Annotated in this window: 13 protein-coding genes and 2 pseudogenes; 4 read left to right on the top strand and 11 right to left on the bottom strand. The window is 65.2% G+C overall.

All coding sequences use genetic code 11. The annotated features are described in order from the left end of the window. Positions 1–120 precede the first annotated feature (120 nt). The 8 genes and pseudogenes from F3J10_RS22525 to F3J10_RS22490 form a co-directional block, all read right to left on the bottom strand. Positions 121–609 (bottom strand): DUF4265 domain-containing protein, encoded by a 489-nt coding sequence (locus tag F3J10_RS22525; RefSeq protein ID WP_167243020.1) that lies wholly within the window; start codon positions 607–609, stop codon positions 121–123. Between the two features lie 50 nt (positions 610–659). Continuing rightward, complete coding sequence (locus tag F3J10_RS22520; protein WP_240155681.1) at positions 660–1,004, bottom strand: hypothetical protein; 345 nt, start codon at positions 1,002–1,004, stop codon at positions 660–662. Positions 1,005–1,397: 393 nt separating this feature from the next. Then, positions 1,398–2,138, bottom strand: a pseudogene (locus F3J10_RS22515) (sugar-binding protein); the annotation flags it as partial. 392 nt (positions 2,139–2,530) lie between these two features. Beyond that, a complete protein-coding gene (locus tag F3J10_RS22510; RefSeq protein ID WP_167232651.1) occupies positions 2,531–2,902 on the bottom strand; it encodes a hypothetical protein in 372 nt (123 codons plus the stop codon). Further along, positions 2,899–7,608, bottom strand: coding sequence for an RHS repeat-associated core domain-containing protein (locus tag F3J10_RS22505; protein ID WP_167243019.1), 4,710 nt, complete (start codon positions 7,606–7,608; stop codon positions 2,899–2,901). The genes F3J10_RS22510 and F3J10_RS22505 overlap by 4 nt, the downstream gene beginning before the upstream one ends. 59 nt (positions 7,609–7,667) lie before the next feature. Next, positions 7,668–10,883 (bottom strand): type VI secretion system Vgr family protein, encoded by a 3,216-nt coding sequence (locus F3J10_RS22500; protein WP_167243018.1) that lies wholly within the window; start codon positions 10,881–10,883, stop codon positions 7,668–7,670. 247 nt (positions 10,884–11,130) lie between these two features. Continuing rightward, positions 11,131–12,027 carry a MurR/RpiR family transcriptional regulator gene (locus F3J10_RS22495; protein WP_036039249.1) on the bottom strand — a complete coding sequence of 299 codons (897 nt, stop codon included), beginning with the start codon at positions 12,025–12,027 and terminating at the stop codon, positions 11,131–11,133. A gap of 92 nt (positions 12,028–12,119) precedes the next feature. Then, complete coding sequence (locus F3J10_RS22490) at positions 12,120–13,073, bottom strand: LysR substrate-binding domain-containing protein (RefSeq protein WP_167243017.1); 954 nt, start codon at positions 13,071–13,073, stop codon at positions 12,120–12,122. 158 nt (positions 13,074–13,231) lie between these two features. Here F3J10_RS22490 and F3J10_RS22485 point away from each other — a divergent pair, with 158 nt between their 5' ends. From F3J10_RS22485 to F3J10_RS22470, 4 genes are all read left to right on the top strand, one after another. Then, the gene (locus F3J10_RS22485) at positions 13,232–14,098 is read left to right on the top strand and encodes an acyl-CoA dehydrogenase (RefSeq protein ID WP_167243016.1); all 867 of its coding nucleotides are present in this window, start codon (positions 13,232–13,234) and stop codon (positions 14,096–14,098) included. A gap of 59 nt (positions 14,099–14,157) precedes the next feature. Continuing rightward, positions 14,158–15,318: an acyl-CoA dehydrogenase family protein gene (locus tag F3J10_RS22480; RefSeq protein WP_167243015.1), complete on the top strand. Its 1,161-nt coding sequence runs from the start codon at positions 14,158–14,160 to the stop codon at positions 15,316–15,318. Between the two features lie 13 nt (positions 15,319–15,331). After that, positions 15,332–16,510 (top strand): CaiB/BaiF CoA-transferase family protein, encoded by a 1,179-nt coding sequence (locus F3J10_RS22475; RefSeq protein ID WP_167243014.1) that lies wholly within the window; start codon positions 15,332–15,334, stop codon positions 16,508–16,510. A gap of 101 nt (positions 16,511–16,611) precedes the next feature. Then, positions 16,612–18,012 (top strand): MFS transporter, encoded by a 1,401-nt coding sequence (locus tag F3J10_RS22470; protein WP_025102300.1) that lies wholly within the window; start codon positions 16,612–16,614, stop codon positions 18,010–18,012. A 77-nt stretch (positions 18,013–18,089) separates the two neighbouring features. Here F3J10_RS22470 and F3J10_RS22465 read toward each other — a convergent pair whose 3' ends face one another. The 3 genes and pseudogenes from F3J10_RS22465 to F3J10_RS22455 form a co-directional block, all read right to left on the bottom strand. Beyond that, positions 18,090–18,533 (bottom strand): hypothetical protein, encoded by a 444-nt coding sequence (locus tag F3J10_RS22465; protein ID WP_167243013.1) that lies wholly within the window; start codon positions 18,531–18,533, stop codon positions 18,090–18,092. A 124-nt stretch (positions 18,534–18,657) separates the two neighbouring features. Further along, positions 18,658–19,560: a CoA ester lyase gene (locus F3J10_RS22460; RefSeq protein ID WP_240155680.1), complete on the bottom strand. Its 903-nt coding sequence runs from the start codon at positions 19,558–19,560 to the stop codon at positions 18,658–18,660. Continuing rightward, positions 19,550–19,692 (bottom strand): annotated as a pseudogene (locus F3J10_RS22455) (electron transfer flavoprotein subunit alpha/FixB family protein); the annotation flags it as partial. The pseudogene F3J10_RS22455 and the gene F3J10_RS22460, both read right to left, overlap by 11 nt.

The following is a 19,692-nucleotide window of genomic DNA, read 5'->3' as shown; positions in this document are numbered from 1 at the left end:
CGTCGAAAGCGCTATCGTCGTGGGGTGTCGCCGGTGGGGCTACATACAGGCTTGCATCGCGTGGCATCGGACGATGAGTTTCGTGTCCAAAGAGATTTCAAGCCGGCATGAAGCGCCTTGTCATTCTTTATCGGGTATCCACCAATCGAGCAAGGTCTCGTCTTCCGGATCCTCTAAATTCTTATAGATGTTCGCGAAGTACCATGACGACCCGGTACGCCACGTGAAGTCGTCGAGGATGAGGTTGATCTTTTCGAACCCATTGTTAGACGGGATTGAAATCGCGAGGTTTCCGGCATTCACACCGTCCACGCTGCCCTGGAGGGCGGTATCAAGGACGGACTCCAGCCAGGCCAGGTCATCTTGCGAAATGTGATCCGAATACACCTGGACGCAGAAATTTCCACCGCGCTTCAGCACGGTCGCCGGGGTGGCCGGGCTCCCAATGTAGATCACGTCGCCCTTTGCCAGGTTCAAGGCCAACCCAGGCGACGCAAGCAGTTCGTAGACGTCTTCATCGATCTTCCGCGCCGGGAGCTCCTCGCAGACTGCACTGCCATCGGAGGCAGTGCCTGCAAAGACCCTGATCAGAGTTATCCCCTCACTCACAAATCAATCCCAAACATGTTGCCATCAAACTCAAAGACACACGGTGAACGTTATTGAACAAGCCAAACATCTTCATATCCATGACTATCCACAATAAACTTTGCACCTGGCGGAAGTCGAAGATATTGCAGAACCAAAGGAAGCAATTCCGACAGATGCTCTGCGTGCACAGGCTGATAAAAGTCAGCCGCCTCAGAATACTCTCCACAATGAAAAAACCAACTGACATTCCCCCCATTCGGCAATGAAATACGAGTTCCATACACGGGCATTTTCCCAAGAGTGGATATCGCAATAGCAACCATTTCTTCTGGCTCACAGTCTGGAAGGCCGAGACGCTCGCACGTCTGCCGCTGAAGCTCCAGCAAATCACGATAATTCCACTCTTTCATCATTAAATCCTCAATTTACCCTTCATGCATTTTGAGAAAGCTGACGCCATTCCGCCATGACGCCTTGAGCAAACAGGGCAATACGACTGAACAGAACCAACGGAGGATTGAGTCGTGACATCATTCGTTTCCGTTCGATAATACTCCACCACGAGTGCATCTTTATGGTCAGCAACCATCTTCGACGCCACGGTTCCACATACCACGCATGGCACACCCTGCACTGAAGTCGTTTGCGCCGCATTGGGTCCGCATGCCGAATCTCTTTTATAAGGTGACGCAACATTCTGCTTAGACTGGAATTGATCGCGATCAGGAACCCCGAGCTCGTTCATCGATACAGAATTACCTGCCTCCGTCCAAGGTGGACGCAAGACCAAGCGGATCTATCCAACTTTCACCAGCCTCGTCCGTCATCATCAACGGCGTCTCGATCTGGTCGCAGTAATAGAACATCACACACGCATCGCCCTGCGCCGCCGGCACCCGCTGCAGCGGATCATCCTCCGGCCGATACCGATCCCCCTCGCGCGCAACCGGCGTCTCGATCCCCTCGACCGGCGCCGTCACGTACTGCGCCATCGGCACGAAGGTCCGCGCCTCATACACATAGTGCGTGCTCCGCGCCTCGTCGGATTCATACGCGAGCGTATCCCCATCCCAGCCGAACACGGTCCGCGCGCCGTTGACTTCCTTGGCAATCCGCCGCCCGAGCGCGTCATAGTAGTAACTCGAAGTGCTACGTCTCAACCTCTCTTCGACCTGCGCAGCCTGCATCCGATCAAACGCATCCCACTCATACCGCTGCGTGCCCGCGGGCGAACGCTTCTGAATCAAATGCCCTTGCGCGTCGTAATCGAAGTGCGTCCCGGCATATTCCCGCAGCAGGTTGCCGAGCACCTTCGGCACCGAAGCTGGCAAGGTGCTTTCACTACGCGCCGCCAGACCCGCTTGTGTCCTCGCATTCTCAGGCCGCCCCGGATCCACGATATTGCTCGCCGGATCGAACGCAAACCGTTCACGCAGGCCCGGCGCAATCGCCTCGATCGATCGCCCGACCGGGTCGTACCGGAACGTATAGGACGCGTCATTCGCATCGCTCAACCGGACAAGCCGCCCGAGTCGGTCATAGCTGTATCCCAGACGCTACTCGAGCAGATCAATACGTGAGGCAACACGTCCAGTCGTGTCAGACAAATATCGCGTCACGCGCTGCAGCGGATCCGTCGCCGCAAGCAACTGCCCCTCCGAATCGGACTCAATACGCTTGACACCAGACGATGAACAAATCTCTTCCAATTCCCCGTTTCCTGCTGTTGAAAGAGTTTTTCATTTTTCTCCGCATTCCAGGCCACATCTCCAATGGGTCGATTGACTCGACCAAATAAGGAGCGCGCCAATAGATGTCAAAACTTCCTACCAGCCGAATCGCGAACCTGAAGACGAAAATGGAAATAACAACAAGTCAGCCATAGCGCTACCCGCCGACATCATATCGCCCCTTTAATCACATAAATTTCAGCACTTCCCTACGATCCGATATATTTGTACTTCAAGTTCAGACCATCGTTCGTCCCGAGTAGCTCAACGTGCAAAATAGGCTCCGTAGCTTTGCCGCCTACCCATAGCACGCACTCCGCCCCCCACGATTTATCGCCGTCCATCTCGAAAATGTCAATATATGGCCTCGAATCTTTCTTTCCGGAAAACGCTTTTTCGATCGGCGCCAAACCGACAGAGGATTTTTCTCCAAAATAATCCTCAAGAGATTCGCATATCTCTTCAAGAATTGGTTCACTTACATTAAACCTTGACTTCAGCAACTCTTTGTCCATCGAGTTCACTGCATCAAGAAATTCAGAGATTTCCTTATATACTCGATTATTCAGCGATGAATTCATTTCAACCTCATTCGTTTCGATGGTGTATTGGTTCCAGATCCGGCATTTGCACCGATTCCGGAGAAATAGCCCCGCGCGCGTAAAACCGCACATTTAGCTGCTTTGGAACTAAGCCCCGCGGCCTTCAATGAGTTGAAGGCCACTACAGTTTCGCTTCCTAGGGTGCCGGCAAGAGACGCGTTGTCCTGGGTCCGGTTCGCACGATAGTGAGGTGTTCCTCGAGTTGTACCGTCGGCGTTCCGACCTTGCAAGCTAATTGCAGGCGCATCGTTGTAGTCGTAGTTTGGCAGGCTATTCACTGCAGCATCTTGGTAAATGTGGTGAGAATCTTGTTGACCACCGATCTTTCTCAGATCTCCATGCCTTCCGGTCAAGACTCCTTCGTCCGCGAGAACTTTCTCGCAGTCGTCAGGGCAAGGGCACGCTGTCAGTCCAAGCGGATCAATCCACTGAATCGAATTTGGTGCGTACTGGTATATATTGCTACCGCCCGCAAGCTTGATCGGATCGCGTGACGTAAACCTGCCCGACACAGGATCGTAATACCGATGCCGGTTGTAATGCAGCCCCGTCTCATCATCCACCTGCTGCCCCTGGAACCGCAGCGCGTTCCTCGCCACCGCGCCCCCCGCCGCAGCCGAAGCCCGCTCGATCACCTCCCGCGTCTCGCCCCAGGCCTTGTACACCGCCTCCCAAACCACCTCACCAGCCTCATCCGTCATCATCAACGGCGTGCCGATCTGGTCGCAGTAATAGAACATCACCCGCGCATCGCCCTGCGCCGCCGGCACCCGCTGCAGCGGATCATCCTCCGGCCGATACCGATCCCCCTCGCGCACAACCGGCGTCTCGATCCCTTCGACCGGCGCCGTCACGTACTGCGCCATCGGCACGAAGGTCCGCGCCTCATACACATAATGCGTGCTCCGCGCCTCGTCGGATTCATACGCGAGCGTATCCCCATCCCAGCCGAACACAGTCCGCGCGCCGTTGACCTCCTTGGCAATCCGCCGCCCGAGCGCGTCATAGTAGTAACTCGAAGCGCTACGTCTCAAACCCTCTTCGACCTGCGCAGCCTGCATCCGGTCGAACGCATCCCACTCATACCGCTGCGTGCCCGCGGGCGAACGCTTCTGAATCAAATGCCCTTGCGCGTCGTAATCGAAGTGCGTCCCGGCATATTCCCGCAGCAGGTTACCGAGCACCTTCGGCACCGAAGCTGGCAAGGTGCTTTCACTACGCGCCGTCAACCCAGCTTGCGTCCGTGCATTCTCCGGCCGCCCCGGATCCACGATATTGCTCGCCGGATCGAACGCAAACCGTTCACGCAAGCCCGGCGCAATCGCCTCGATCAATCGCCCGACCGGGTCGTACCGATAATCCGTCGCCCCCTTCCGGCTGTCCTCGATTTGCGTCAGCTGCCCGGCGGCATCGTATCGATACCGGCGCATGCTCAACGCAGCCGGCGCCTTGTCGCGCTGGATGCTCTGTCGCTCGATCCGTCCAGCCGGGTCGTACATCAGGCTCTGCACGACCCGGCTCGACAAGGTCCGCTTCACTTCGCGATGCAGATCATCGCGCTCCAGTTGCAGCCGCTCCTCGCCATCCACCAGCAAGCCGTGCACATGCCCAGAGCCATACATCAACCAATCGATCGTGTGCCCGTCCGGCCGCACGCTGCGAATCCGGTTCCCCAGCTCGTCATAACCGTGATGCCAGACATAGCTGCGCTTCACGCCGAAAACATCATAGGCATGATGCTCGCGCACCAGGTTTCCCACCGGGTCGAAGAAGCGCTGAATCCGGCTGTATCGGTTGCTCGCCTCCACCAGCCGCCCGCTCGCGTCGTAGGCAAAACTCTCCGCCTCGTCGCCGCAGGTCCGCTTGGCGAAGCGCCCCGCACGATCCTGTGCAACCTGCGTCACCCGCCCCGCATCGTCGATCGCGTCGAGACGCCCACTGGTCGCGTCATAGCTATAGAGCGTCGACTTGCCGTCGAACTCGACTTCCTCGAGCAAGCGCCCGACCGGGTCATACCGGAACGTATAGGACGCGTCGTTCGCATCGGTCAGCCTGACGAGCCGCCCGAGCCGGTCATAGCCATATCCCAGGCGCTGCCCGAGCGGATCGATACGCGACGCGACGCGCCCGGCCGTGTCATACGAATATCGCGTCACGCGCTGCAACGGATCCGTCGCCGCCAGCAAGCGTCCTTCCGAATCGTACTGAACACGCTCGACACCAGCCGGCGAACGAATCTCTTCCAATTGCCCGTTCGCCGCGTACTGGAACGTCGTCATCGTCCCGGCCGCGTCCTTGGTCGCGCTCAGGCGACCTGCCGCGTCATACGTCCACTGCGTCGTCTTCCCCGAACAATCTCGATACGCCAGCAACCTGCCGCCCGCGTCGTAGCTCATCGACTTCGCGCCGCCCTTCGCATCGATCACCGTGATCGGCAGGCCCTGCTCGTTGTACTCGTACTTCGTTTCGTGGCCGAGCGGGTCCTTGGCGGAAACGATATTCCCCGCATCGTCGAACGCCTGGGCCCAGGCGTATCCATGCGGATCGATCGTCTTGACGAGCTGATCCTTCGCGTCGTATTCCATCTCGACGACCGAGCCGTCCACGCGCCGATGCCGCACGAAGTTGCCTCGCGCGTCGTAGTCGAGGAACTCGATGCCGCCATCGCGATGGATGTACTGCACCAGCTTGTCATTGCCATCGCGATACATCCACTCTTCGCTGCCATCCGGATAGATCACCCGGAACGTGAAGCCCTTGAGGTTGTAGTAATGACGCGTGACATTGCCGAGCGCATCCGTCACGCTCACCATCCGGAAGTCCGGATGCCAGGCCAGCGTGACCTCGTCGCTGCCGTCGTCGCGATACTCGCGCAAGCAACGCGCCCTGGCGTGCGTGCCGTCCCATTCGAGGTTCATGCCGCGGCCGGTGCGGTCGGTATAACGGGTCAGCAGGTGATGCCGGTAGCGATACTCGCGTCGATTGCCGAAACGATCGCAGGCCGCGACCAGATCCCCTTCGCGATCGTATTCATAGGCAGCCAGGCGCCCGACGCGCTCGCCTTGCGCGTCATGCTCGACAATCTCGACGATGCGCCCTTGCGCATCGAGTTTGAAGGCGACCTGCACATGCGGCATGATCAGCCGATACAGGCGCCCCTCGGCGTCGTAGTCGAACGTCTGCTGGTTGCCGGCGCGATCCTTGATGAAGGCGATCCGATAGCGATCGTCATGACGCTCGTAAGCCTCGAGCACGTCATGCCCTCGCGTCAGCGTCAGCCAGCGCTCGTCGACACGCAGCAACGTCAGGTTCTCGGCAAGATCGTCGTGCGCGGCGCCGATATCGAGCAAGGGGTAATCGAGGCTGCGCCCTTCGGCATCGTGATAGACCAGCTTGGTGGCATGCACGTCGAAGCGCGTCGTGTACGGCGTGATCCAGCGAGGGCCGAGTTCGCCGCCAGCATCGTTCGCATCGAAGAACGATCGATAGGTACGCACCCAGGTGATCGGCAGGGGCCCGTCGATACTGAAGTCATCGTGATCGATCCGCTCGTCGCCGAACGCGAATCCGATCGATCCTTTCGAGCGCGAAGGCGGCGTCTTGACGGGCCCATTCAACGAGCAGCAGCCACCACCGGGAAGCTGCGCGGCGGCCGTCGAGCGCAGCGTCTCCTTCGCCCCCTGCCCCCGCACCTCTTCCGCCTTCGTGCTTCCCTGCGAGGGAATGCCCTTCTCCTGCGGCTTCGGATTCACCTTGCGCCAGCGCCGAACGCCTTCCTCCGCCGCCAGGATCAACCAGCCGATCTTGCCGACCTCGTTGCCGTCCAGCCCCTTCACGGCCTTCTGCACGGCCGGAACCTTCTGCCGAAGCGTGTCGGCGATCCCCATCAGCTTCGCGCTGGCATCCGAGTTGAACGCCTTGGCCGTCGCGGTGGCGGTATTCACCGTGCCCTTGGCCACGATCGCGAACGCGTCATGGAACAGCATGCCGATGCTGCCGAAGGTCTCGCCCGGCTTGTAGAGGATGTTGTGCCCCGCCTCCTGCAGATGCTTCTCCGCGGCGTCGACGTTCTTGCTGTAGTCCAGCGGCTTGCCGGCCGCATGCGCGAACAGGTCGGCCAGGCCATTCATCAGCGCGCCGAGGAAATCCGCCGCGCGGTTCAGCACCGCCGCCAGGTCCTTGCGCAGCTCGGCGATGAAGGTCTCGATCTCACCGGCATATCGCGCCTGCAGGCTCGACACGATGGCCGTGATGATGCCCTGCTGCACCAGTTGCAAGGCAGCCTCGCCCGCCGCCTTGCCGTTCTTCACCACTTCCTCGCGGATCAGCTTGAGCATCGGCCGCGCGCCCATGCGAACCTGCGCGGTGCCCGCCGGAATCGGGATGATGCCGATCACGTCGAGCCCGAGGTTCAACCAGTCGAACAGGTCGATCGGCCGGTCGCCATGGTTGAGCATCGCGCGGATATCGGAGATCAGGTCCACGGCCGCGAAGATGTTCGCGATGACGGGCATGTTGCGCGCCACCGTCTCCACGCGCTCGAGCGTGACCAGCCCGCCGCTGATGTCGATCAGCCACTTGTTCAGGTCCTTGAGGTTCGCGTCGATGTCCACCGGATGGAAATCGCTGAGCGGCGAGACGAAAACATCGGTCGGCTTCGGTTGGATGGTGGCCGAATCAGTCATGGTCGAGTCGTTCTATGGATGCTTTTATCGGAATGGCGAGGTGCACGATCAGGCGCGTGTCAGACCCATTTCAAGGCGGCGGCCGCGCCGCGCGCGCCCTGCGCGAGTCCACCGAGTTGCTGCGCGGTCGACTTCAGCGCGCCGGCCTGCGCGAGCGCGCCCTGTGCCCCCGCGGGCAAGGCGCCCGTCAAGGCCTGCTGCGCTGCCCCCAGCCCCTTCGAAGCGAGAGCGCCGGTCAACCCCGAGGCACCGCCCGACATCGCCGATCCCGCCAGCCCCGCGACGCTACTCAACGCACCGCCGGCACCACCGGCGCCTCCCGCCGCGCCGGCCAAGCCGCCCAAACCACCCAGCCCGCCCGAAGCGAGCGAGCCGGCCGCGCCCAGCGCGCCGCCGATGCCGCCGGCCGACGCGGCGCCGGCCACCCCCGCCACCGAACCGGCCGCCTTCGCGACCGATGCCAGGGACGCCATCGAACTCGCCGAAGGCAGCAGCGAACCGAGCTGCGATTGCGCGGTGGCGCTCGCGCCGGCCGCCGAGGCATCCTCGGCCGACGGCCAGGTCGGCAGCGTGAACTCGCTGGCCTTGTCGCCCTGCGAACGCGGGTCCTTGCCGAACACCACCTGCACCACACCCGGCGGCAGCCCGCTGACCACCGCCTTGCCGCTCGCATCGAGCGCGCCCTGGCGCAGCACGCCGCCATTCGCATCGAGCACGGAGAACAAACCGCCCTTCACGGCCGAGCCGTTCGCATATTGATGCAACAGCTCGAGCTGCCCAGGCTGGTCGGGCCGCGCCGAGGGCAGCGGATAACCCATGCTGGCCGGCCCGGCGAAGACGTGCGAAGCCCCCTTCACATCGACCTTGCCCGGCGTATGGATCTCGATGTTGCCGCCCGCGATGCGGATATAGCCGCCGCCGCTGGTCAGCAGGATTCCCTGGTCGGCGGCCAGCTCGATCCTGTCGGTGGCCGACAGGATCTTGACGGTCTTCTGCGCGGTCAACTCGACGTTGTCGTCCTGCGCCTGGATCTCCACCTTGCCCTTGGCCGCGAACAGCTTCATGCCGGCGTTCTGCACGAACAGGCTCAGCTTCTCGCCGATGCTCGCGATCAGCGACTTGCCGGCCACCACGTGGGTGCTCTGGCCGCTCACCAGGTTGACATGCCGGGTCGCGGCCAGATGCGCGGATTGCTGCGAGGACAGGCCGATGCCGGCCGGGCTGCCGAACACCATCACCGGCTGCTTGAACGCGTTGGCATTGCCGGTGCCGCCGCCGGCGGTGTTGCCGCCCGAGGCGCCGGCGCCGCTCACGCTGTTCTGCGTGGCGTCGGTCAGCTCGCGCATCGCGTCGTGCCCGTCCTGCAGGCTCTCGGCCTGGTGCTGGACGCTCGCCTCCGACAGCGATTCGACCAGGCTCTCGGCGCTCACCAGTTGCTGCTGCGTCTCCTGCACGTCGAGCGGCTGGCTGCTGCTGCCCTTCGGATGCGTGCTGACATACAGGCCCTGGCTCGCGCGCACCGCGCCGTAATCGTCGGTGCGCAGGTCGAAACCGCTGCCGAGATAGGCACCGCGCGAGTTGCCGCCATGGTCGATCAGGTAGCCCAGGTGCAGCAGGCTGTTGGCGCTGCTGCTCATCAGTTGCACGCGGTTCTGGCCGGTCGCGTCGTCCAGCACCATCTGGTTGTAGCCGCTGCCCGAATACTCCTTCGAGCGGTATCCCGACAGGATGCCGTTGCTGTGCCATTGCGGCGTGGCCTGGCCGTTGTAGACGCGCGCCACGGCCAGCGGCCGGTCGCAATCGCCGCCGATGTGGTCGATCAGCACTTCCTCGCCGATGCGCGGCGGATGCACGCCGCCATAACCGCCGCCGGTATCGGACTGCACCACGCGCACCCAGGTCGAGGCACCCTGGTCGGCGGGATTCACGCGATCCCAGACGAACTGCACGCGGATCCGGTTCAGCTCGTCGGTGTAGACCTCCTCGTCATCGGGCCCGACCACGATCGCGGTCTCCAGGTGCATCTCGGGCTTGCGATGTTCGAGCGGGCTGCGATACGGCACGTTGGTGCGCTGCGCCTCGACCTCGACGCGAAAGAAACCGACCGAGCCGTCGGCATGCGCGAGCTGCCCCGCCGCGCCGCGCTCGGCCGCGCGCACCTGCGCGAGTTCGGCCTCGAGGCTGTGCGGGAAATGCGCCGCGCCCGTCACCGGCGTGTTGTTCTCGATCCACCAGGCCACCTCGATGGTGGCGAACTCGCGTTGCGAGGCGGGATCGCCGTCATGCACAGGATGATTGGCCAGCGTGAAGCGGCGCCCCGCATCGAGCGCACGAGCGGCACCGCCGCCGTGGAAGCGCTTGGCGCGCGACTCCCATTCCTCCATGCGGATCTGCGAGAGCCTGTCGCCATGCTGCTGGTCGCCGAAGGTATAGGCGCCCGTGTATTCGTAGACTTCGAGCTGGTCGGGCAGCGCGCCCTGGTTGCCCATGGTCGGCGTCAGCGTGCCCTTGGGATTGGCGGGCGCGGCGGGATTCTTGTAGTCGAAGCTGCGCGTGGTCAGGGTCGCGCTCTGCAGGGTCCGCGTGCCCGACCATTGCGTCAGCGCATCGGTTTCGGCGCCGGTCGCGAGGCGCGCGAAGTTGACGGCCTTCGGCGCCAGTTCGGGCAGCGAGGTGATCGTATCGGTCACCACCAGCGTGTGCGACTTGCCGTCGGCACCCTGCTCCCAGTAGCCGTAAAGGCCCTCGTTCTCGAACAGGCGATGCACGAAGTTCCAGTCGGTCTCGCTCTGCCGCGTGTAGGAGCGGTTAGCGAGCGGCTGCGAGAGCGCGAAGCGGAACCGGCCCTGCGCCTCGGGATGGGTGTTGAAGATATCGGTGACGATCGCGTCGGCGCTCTTGTCGATCCAGATCTTCTGGTCGCGCCGGAAATGCAGCATGTGCAGCCAGGCGCGCACGCCCAGCTGATACGTGGTGAGGCCGCCGTCGGCGCCGAGCCGGCGCGCGGTGAACACGTGTCCCTGGATCGGTCGGTAACTCGCGTCGGCCTGCTGGATCCACAGCGTGACCGATTGCGCGATCAGGCTCTTCAAGGCGATATCGTCGTCCGACGACACCACGTCCAGCGTAAAGCCGTAGTCGCGCCCGAGCGTCGAACGCCCGATCACGCGTTGCACGACCAGTTTGTCAGCCCCAAGCGGTGTATCGAGTTTTACGAGCCGGTCCTGTTGAATCACGCCGGCCTGCATCGCCCCCGCGATATCCTGCACGTTCATGGTGGTTCGCCCTTCTTCTTATTTCAGCGCTCTCGGAAAGCGTCTGCTCAATCGACTGACGATTGTAACCGGGCGAATCGGCATTGGCGCGTCGTCTCGGCCCGGCACACACGAGTTAACGTTTCCGGATCGGATAATCGATCCGACTGCTCGCAATTAATACCGAAACAATTGAAAGTTATAAATCGTGCCGTGTAATTTATTCTGATTGGAGCCAGCCGATTCGTCTCGGGTCCATCGCTCCCGATCAATCCTTCTGAATCGCCGAAGCCGGTTCGTAGGCGAGTTCGAGCCGGTAAGCCAGCGCGATGAACAGGCTCTGCGCGAGCCCCATGGTGCTGGTCAGCGAGCGGAAGCCGAAGGTATCCGATTCCTGCAGCAGCAGGGCCACGTCGGCGCCGCTGGCCAGCGCGTTGAGCCGGCTGTCGGTGATCGCGATCAGCTTCGCGCCGCGCTGCAAGGCGTCCTCGACGATCTTCTGCGTCTCCTGCGCATACGGCGCGAACGACACGGCCAACAGCACGTCGCCCTCGCGCAGCGAACGCAACTGCCCCGCCTGCATGCCGCCGAGCCCGGAGACGAGCTGGATGCGCTTGCCGGTGTGCTGCAGCGCGTAGTCGAGGTAGGCCACCACCGGGAACGAGCGGCGCACGCCGGCCAGCCAGATCGCATCGGTGGCGGCCAGCAGGTCGACGGCACGATCGAAGGCGGCCGCGTCGAGCGAGGCCGCCAGTTGCTGCATGCCGGCGATGCTGTCCTCGAGGAATTCGCCGGCGAGTTCGCTGGTCTTGCGACGCCCGCCGCGCTCGATGATGCCGCGAATCCGCGACTGGTAGCTCAGGTCGGGCGCCACGCGCCGCACCATCGCGTCGCGGAACAGGCGCTGCATCTCGGAGAAACCCGAGAAGCCGAAATGCTTGGCGAAGCGCACCACCGCGGAGGGCTGCACGCCGCAATCGTCGGCCACTTCCTGCACGCCCTGCAGGCCGACGCGTCCCGGATGCGCCTCGACATGGCGGGCGATCAGTTTCAGTTGCTTGCTGAGCGAGGCGAATTGCGCCGAGATATCCGCCAGCAACGCTTCGGGCGTGCGGCGCCCGCTGTCCGGCTCCGTGCCGGCGGCGGCGGGTCGGGAAGATGGCATACGGTGGCGGGCGGGTCGTTATCGTGTGGCGCCATTCTAGCAACAGGGCCGGCCACGTCTCGTCAGGGCCCCGGGCAGCGCCACCAGCAAGCTCAAACCGCGGCCGGGCGCGCCGGCGGCTCGCGCAGCTCGATCCCGGTCCACCGCCCGCTCTCGCACAACTCGACCACCAGCTCGCCGATCACATGGCGCACCGCCAGCGAGGCCGAGCTGACCGGCAGCGCATTCGGCCAGCACAAGCTGCCGGGCCGGCGGATCACCGGGTCGACGATGCGGCGCATTTTGGGGCGGTCGGCCGCCGCGCGCGAAGCCACCGACACGGAGGGCAGGATGGTGCAGGCCGCGCCCGATTGGGCGATCGCCAGCAGGGTCGGCAGCGAATCGACCTCGGCGATGATGTTGAGCGGCACCTGCTCGCGCGCGAAGGTCCGCTCGAGCAGCACGCGCAGCCCGTTCGAGGCGCCGGGCGCCACCATCGGCACGCCGGCCAGCGAAGCCAGCGTGCAGTTGCGCGCGCGCGCCGACACGCCTTCGGGCTCGCCCATCAGGCACAGCTCCTCGTCGAACAGCGGCACGGTGGAGATGCCCGGCGTATTGGTATCGCGGAACAGGATCGCTAGGTCGAGCCGGCCGTTGGCGAGCAGCTCGTTCAGGTAGCCGCTCATGCTCTCGAAGAACTGCAGCCGGATGCCGGGATAACGCGCGCGCACGCGTTCGAACACCGGCATCGCGAGGATCGCCGACATGGTGGTGGGAAAGCCGATCGCGACCGTGCCGGATTCGGCACCCACGCCCTCGCGCACCTCCTGCCGCAACTGCTCCATCTGGTGCAGCACCAGCCGGCCATGCCGATAGAGCGCCTGCCCGGCGGCGGTCGGCTTCACGCCTTGCGGACTCCTGACCAGCAACTGCACGCCCAGGTCGTCTTCCAGTTTGGCGATCTGCTGGCTCAGCGAGGGCTGCGCCACGTAGAGCATCTCGGCGGCCTTGCCGAGGCTGCCGTAGTCGACGATGTTGACGAAGTAGCGAAGCTGGCGGATGTCCATGGTGCGATGCGGGAGGCGGAAGCGGTCATAGGATACCCCTATGCCCGGCACATTCAATCGGTATTTCCGGTGCCCGCCGCATTCTTCTACAGTCCTTGCATTCGAAGCCGGATGCGCTCGCCGCGTCCCGGCAGAAGCCCAGCAGGAGACGACCCACGATGTCACCCGATCATTGCGCCACGCCGAACGCCGCCGATCACCCCATCCAGACCGCCAGCGATCGCATCGCGGCCGCGCCGGCCGCCGCGCTGGCGGCCACGCTCGATCTCGACATGCGCCCCGCCCCTGGCGATCCGCTGCCGCCGCTCTGGCACTGGCTCTATTTCTGGTCGGTCGCGCCGCAAGCCGCGTTGGGCGCGGACGGCCATGCCGCCACCGGCGGTTTCCTGCCCGATCTCGGCCTGCCGCGCCGGATGGCGGCCGGCGGGCGGCTCCGGTTCGCCGCGCCGCTGCCGATCGGCGCCGAGGCCTCGCGCGAATCGCGGGTGCTGTCGATCGAGCGGAAATCGGGCCGCAGCGGGCACCTGGCCTTCGTCACGGTGCTGCATGAGATCCGCGTGGCCGGCAGCGCCGCGCCGGCAATCCGCGAGGAACAGGACATCGTCTATCGCGAGGCCGCGCGCCCCGGCGAGGCGCAGCCGATGCCGGCGCCGCTCGCCGCGCCCGGGAACCCCGACTGGGAGCGCAGTATTTCGCCCTCCGAAGCGCTGCTGTTCCGCTACTCGGCGCTGACCTTCAACGGCCACCGGATCCACTACGACCGCGACTACGCGCGCGGGGTCGAGGCTTATCCCGACCTGGTCGTGCACGGCCCGCTGATCGCCACCCTGCTGCTTGACGCGGCGGCCCGCTTCGCGCCCGATGCCGTGGTGCGCGAGTACCGCTACAAGGCGCTGCGCCCGACCTTCGCCGGCCAGCCCTTCACCGTCTGCGGGCGCCGCGCCGAGGACGGCCGCACGCTCGAACTCTGGGCCAGGGACCACGAGGGCTGGCTGACCATGTCGGCCAGCGCGACGCTCGCCTGAGCGGCGCCTCGCATCGAAATCCCCAGCCTGTTTTCCGCCCTCAAGAACTCACTCAATCGATGAACGCCACCACCGACGCCTTCCAGGACATCCGCGACGCCATCCGCGACTTGTGCGGCCAGTTTCCCGCCGAGTACTTCCGCAAGATCGACGAGGCACGCGCCTACCCCGCCGAATTCGTCGACGCGCTGACCAAGGCCGGCTGGCTGGCCGCCCTGATCCCGCAGGAATACGGCGGCTCCGGGCTCGGCCTGACCGAAGCCTCGGTGATCATGGAGGAGATCAACCGCAACGGCGGCAACTCGGGTGCCTGCCACGGCCAGATGTACAACATGGGCACCCTGCTGCGCCACGGCTCGGCCGCGCAGAAGGACCGCTACCTGCCGAAGATCGCCTCGGGCGAGCTGCGCCTGCAGTCGATGGGCGTGACCGAGCCCACCACCGGCACCGATACCACGAAGATCAAGACCACCGCCGTGCGCCGCGGCGACCGCTACGTGGTGAACGGCCAGAAGGTGTGGATCTCGCGCGTCCAGCATTCGGACCTGATGATCCTGCTGGCGCGCACCACGCCGCTGGCCGAGGTCAGCAAGAAGAGCGAGGGCATGTCGATCTTCATCGTCGACCTGCACGAGGCGATCGGCCGGGGCATGACGGTGCAGCCGATCCCGAACATGGTCAACCACGAGACCAACGAGCTGTTCTTCGACAATCTCGAGATCCCCGCCGAGAACCTGATCGGCGAGGAAGGCCAGGGCTTCCGCTACATCCTCGACGGCCTGAACGCGGAGCGCACCCTGATCGCGGCCGAGTGCATCGGCGACGGCTACTGGTTCGTCGACAAGGTCTCGCAATACGCCAAGGACCGCGTGGTGTTCGGCCGCCCGATCGGCCAGAACCAGGGCGTGCAGTTCCCGATCGCGCGCTCCTACATCAACGTCGAGGCCGCCAGCCTGATGCGCTTCGAGGCCGCCCGCCGCTTCGACGCCCACGCGCCTTGCGGCGCCCAGGCCAACATGGCCAAGCTGCTGGCCGCCGACGCCTCCTGGGAAGCCGCCAATGCCTGCCTGCAATTCCACGGCGGCTTCGGTTTCGCCTGCGAATACGACGTCGAGCGCAAGTTCCGCGAGACGCGGCTCTACCAGGTCGCGCCGATCTCGACCAACCTGATCCTGTCCTACGTGGCCGAGCACATCCTCGGCCTGCCGCGCTCGTTCTGAGGGAGAGCCTGTCATGCTGCCACTGGAAGGCATTCGCGTCGTCACCTTCGAGCATGCGATCGCCGCGCCGTTCTGCACGCGCCAGCTCGCCGATCTCGGCGCGCGCGTGATCAAGATCGAGCGGCCCGGCGTCGGCGATTTCGCGCGCGGCTACGACGAGCGCGTCAAGGGCCTGGCCTCGCACTTCGTCTGGACCAATCGCTCCAAGGAAAGCCTGACGCTCGACGTCAAGCAGCCCGAAGCGATCGAGGTGGTGCACCGGCTGCTGGCCGAGGCCGACGTGTTCGTGCAGAACCTCGCGCCCGGCGCCACGCAGCGGCTCGGGCTCGACTACGCGAGCCTGGGCGAGCGCTACCCCGGCCTGATCGTCTGCGATATCTCCGGCTACGGCCTGGACGGCCCCTATCGCGACCGCAAGGCCTACGACCTGCTGATCCAGAGCGAGGCCGGCTTCCTGTCGGTGACGGGCTCGCCGGAGCAGCCCGCCAAGGCCGGCTGCTCGGTGTCCGACATCGCCGCCGGCATGTACGCCTACTCGAACATCCTCGCGGCGCTGCTCGCGCGCGGCAGGACCGGCCGCGGCCGGCACATCGACGTGTCGATGCTGGAGAGCACGGTGGAATGGATGAGCTATCCGCTCTACTACGCCTTCGACGGCCAGAGCCCGCCGCAGCGCGCCGGCGCCTCGCACGCGACGATCTTTCCCTATGGACCGTTCCGCGCCGGCGACGGCAACACGGTGATCCTCGGGCTGCAGAACGAGCGCGAATGGCAGAGCTTCTGCGAGAGCGTGATCCGCCAGCCCGCGCTGGCCGAGGACGCGCGCTTCAGCTCGAACAGCCGGCGCGTGGCGAATCGCGCCGAACTGAGCGCGCTGATCGAGCAGGCCTTCGCGCCGCTGAGCGCGCGCGAGGTGCTCGACCGGCTCGACGCGGCGCGCATCGCCAATGCGCAGATGAATGACATGCAGGCGGTCTGGCAGCACGCGCAGCTCGCCGCGCGCCAGCGCTGGACGATGGTCGGCACGCCGGCCGGCGAGATCCCGGCGCTGCTGCCGCCGGGCCTGAGCGCCGCCGACGCGCCGCGCATGGACCCGGTGCCGGCGCTCGGCGAACACACCGACGCGATCCTCGCCGAGCTCGGCTACGACGCGGCGGGCATCGCACGGCTGCATGGCTCGGGCGCCGTCTAGCGACGGCGCCCGTCCGATCCAGCGAACGGATCACCAATCAACGACAAGACGACGCCCCGCCCGCCCCGGCGAGCCGGGGCGCAACAACGGAGACACCCTCGATGACCCGCACCATCAACGCCGCCGGCCGGCTCGACCGCCTGCCGATATCGCGCTTTCACTGGAAGATCCTCGGCCTGATCGCCGGCGGCGCCTTCCTCGACGCCTTCGACATCTACCTCGCCAACGGCGCGGTGGCCTCGATGGTCAAGGAAGGCTTCACCGACCTGCGCCACGGCGCGATCTTCGTGTCCTCGACCTTCATCGGCATGATGATCGGCGCCTTCGCGGCCGGCTACCTGGGCGACCGGCTCGGCCGGCGCTATTCGTACCAGCTCAACCTGGCCGTGTTCGGGCTCGCCTCGCTGGCGGCCTGCTTCGCGCCGAACATCGAGTGGCTGATCGTGTTGCGCCTGGTGATGGGCATCGGCCTGGGCGCGGAACTGGTGGTGGCGGCCGGCACGCTGGCCGAATTCGTGCCGCCGGCCACGCGCGGCAAGTGGGTCTCGTTGCTGGCCGTGATCACCAACAGCGGCCTGTTCGCGGCGCTCGCGGCCGGCTACTGGATCATCCCCCACCTCGGCTGGCGCTACATGTTCGCGCTGGCCGGCATCGGTGCGCTGGTGGTCTGGTTCCTGCGCAAGCGCATGCCGGAATCGCCGCGCTGGCTCGAATCGGTCGGCCGGCTCGACGAGGCCGAGGCGACGCTGGCCTCGATCGAGCAACAGGTGCGCGCGCAACATGGCGAGCTGCCGCCGGTCGAGCGCGCCGTCAGCCTGAACGTCGGCAAGGTGCCGATCTCTCGGCTGTTCGCGCCGGACATGCGCGCTCGCCTGCTGGTGGCCGCGCTCACCGCGATCGGCGTCAACGTCGGCCTGTACGGCTTCGTCGCCTGGCTGCCGACCTTCTTCGTCGCCGAGGGCCTGTCGGTGGTGAAATCGCTCGGCTTCGTGTTCTTCATGTCGATCGGCTCGCCGGTGGGCGGCCTGATCGGCTACGTGGTGGCCGACCGCTGGGGCCGCGCGCGCAGCATCGTGGTGGCTTCGCTGATCAGCATCGCGCTGGGCTGGATCTACGTAACGCTGCGCGACGCCACCGCGATCGTGGTGGTCGGCTTCGGGCTGGTCAGCGCGCTCTACACGATCACCACGCTCGGGCTGTTCGGCTATATCCCCGAGCTGTTCCCCACCGAGGTGCGCTTGCGCGGCACCGGCGTTGCGGGCACTGCCGGGCGCGCCTCCTCGATCGTGACGCCCTACCTCGCCCTGCTGCTCTATCAGCGCTTCGGCGTGTCGGGCGTGATCTCGATGGTCAGCCTGGTGCTGGTGGTGCTGTGCGTGGCGATCGTGGTGCTGCGCGTCGAGACCAGCCGGCAAGCGCTGGAGGACATCGCGCCGGGCGACGCGGCGGATGGCAGTGCCGCGCAGGCCGCGGCGGTGGCCGGCGCCGCGGACGGGCGCTGAGCGCACGAGCTTGGAAAAAGGACGGCCCGACGCGATGTCGGGCCGTCTTCGTTTCGAATCATGCCGGATCCGCCCTGCTAGCGATCGTCATCCGCTTCACGATCGAGTTCGGCGAGCTTCGCCACTTCCCGATCCAGGTCGGCATATTGTGCATTGCAAAACAATCGGCACAGCCGATCGACATCGGCCCGCGCATAGACCTCGAAGCTCGTGACCTCGCGATCCAGCTTCGGCTTGCCCAGGCCGAACAAGGCTTTCTTCTCCCGCATCGCCACCGCATTGAGCTGGAAGCTGTCGGCCAGCCCGGCGCCCAGCGCGCTGACCCACAGCTCGCGCCGGTCCGCATCGTTGCTCAGCACCATGGCCGGCAGCGGCCCGTCCTGCACCTCGTTCCAGCGCGCCAGTTGCTCGCTCCAGGGGAAGCGCTCGAGTGCCTCGATGAATCCGTCGAAATCCGTATTGCCTTGTGAGTCCAGCTGCGCGTAGTCGTAGCCGGTTTTTTGAATGGCATAGGTCAGCATGGGGATGATTTCCGACGAGGGAAAGCGCCACTATACCTCGCCGGCCGGGTCGTACTCCCGGGCCATCCATCGTCGATGGCCCGGGTGCCGGCGAGCCGCTCACGAGCTCGCCGGCACCCCGCGATCAGGCCGACGACCCGCTCGCCGAAACTGCCGTTGCCGCGTGCAGCGCGAGGATCCGTTCGGCACGCAGCACCACCGGCCGATCCACCATCCGGCCGTCGAGCATCACGGCGGCGCCGCCGGCCTCGCGCGCCGCCTCGATCACGCGCCGCGCCCAGTCGATCTCCTGCTCGGCGGGCCGGTAGCAGCGATGCACCGCCTCGATCTGCTTCGGATGAATGCAGAGCTTGGCGCCGAAGCCATGCAGCTTGCCGTTCGCCGCATCGCGCTCGATGCGCGCCAGGTCGTGCACGTCGGGCGTCACGCCGTCCACGGGCGGCTCGATGCCGGCCACGCGCGACGCCAGCGCGAGTTGCGCGCGATACGGATTGAGCGGCACACCGTCGTCGCTCATGCCCATCTCGGCAATGAAATCGAGCGTGCCGAACATCAGCCGCCTGGCATACGGCGCCCGCGCGATCTCGATGGCATTCCACATGCCCAGCGCGCTCTCCACGAGCGGGTAGACCGGCACGCGCCGCCGCGCCAGCGCGATCGTGGCCGTCACGTCCTGCGCCGTTTCCGCCTTCGGCAGCACGATGCCGGCCACGCCGTCCAGCGCGCCGAGCTGGGCATCCTGCTCGAACCAGGGCGTGCCGCGAGCGTTGATGCGCACCAGCACCGGCCGGCCGCGCGACACCCAGCCGGCCAGTTGCTCGCGCGCGGCCTGCTTGGCGGCGGGCTCCACGGCGTCTTCCAGATCGACGATCACCGCGTCCGCACCGCTGGCCAGCGCGCGCTCGAAACGCTCGGGACGATTGCCGGGCACGAACAGGTAGGACTGCGCCGGCACGGCCGCCGCGCCCGCCTCGTCGCGCGTGCCGGCTTGCGGCGGCCGCGGGAAGGTGTCGATCTCAGAGCGCATCGGCGAGCTCCGGCACCACCGTGAACAGGTCGCCGACGATGCCGTAGTCGGCCACGCTGAAGATCGGCGCTTCCTCGTCCTTGTTGATCGCCACGATCACCTTCGAGTCCTTCATCCCGGCCAGATGCTGGA

The sequence above is a fragment of the Burkholderia sp. Cy-637 genome (assembly GCF_011753175.1).
Classification (GTDB): Bacteria; Pseudomonadota; Gammaproteobacteria; order Burkholderiales; family Burkholderiaceae; genus Burkholderia; species Burkholderia gladioli.
Note: the sequence above shows the minus strand (reverse complement) of the source record. Positions and strands in the feature narration are given on the sequence as shown.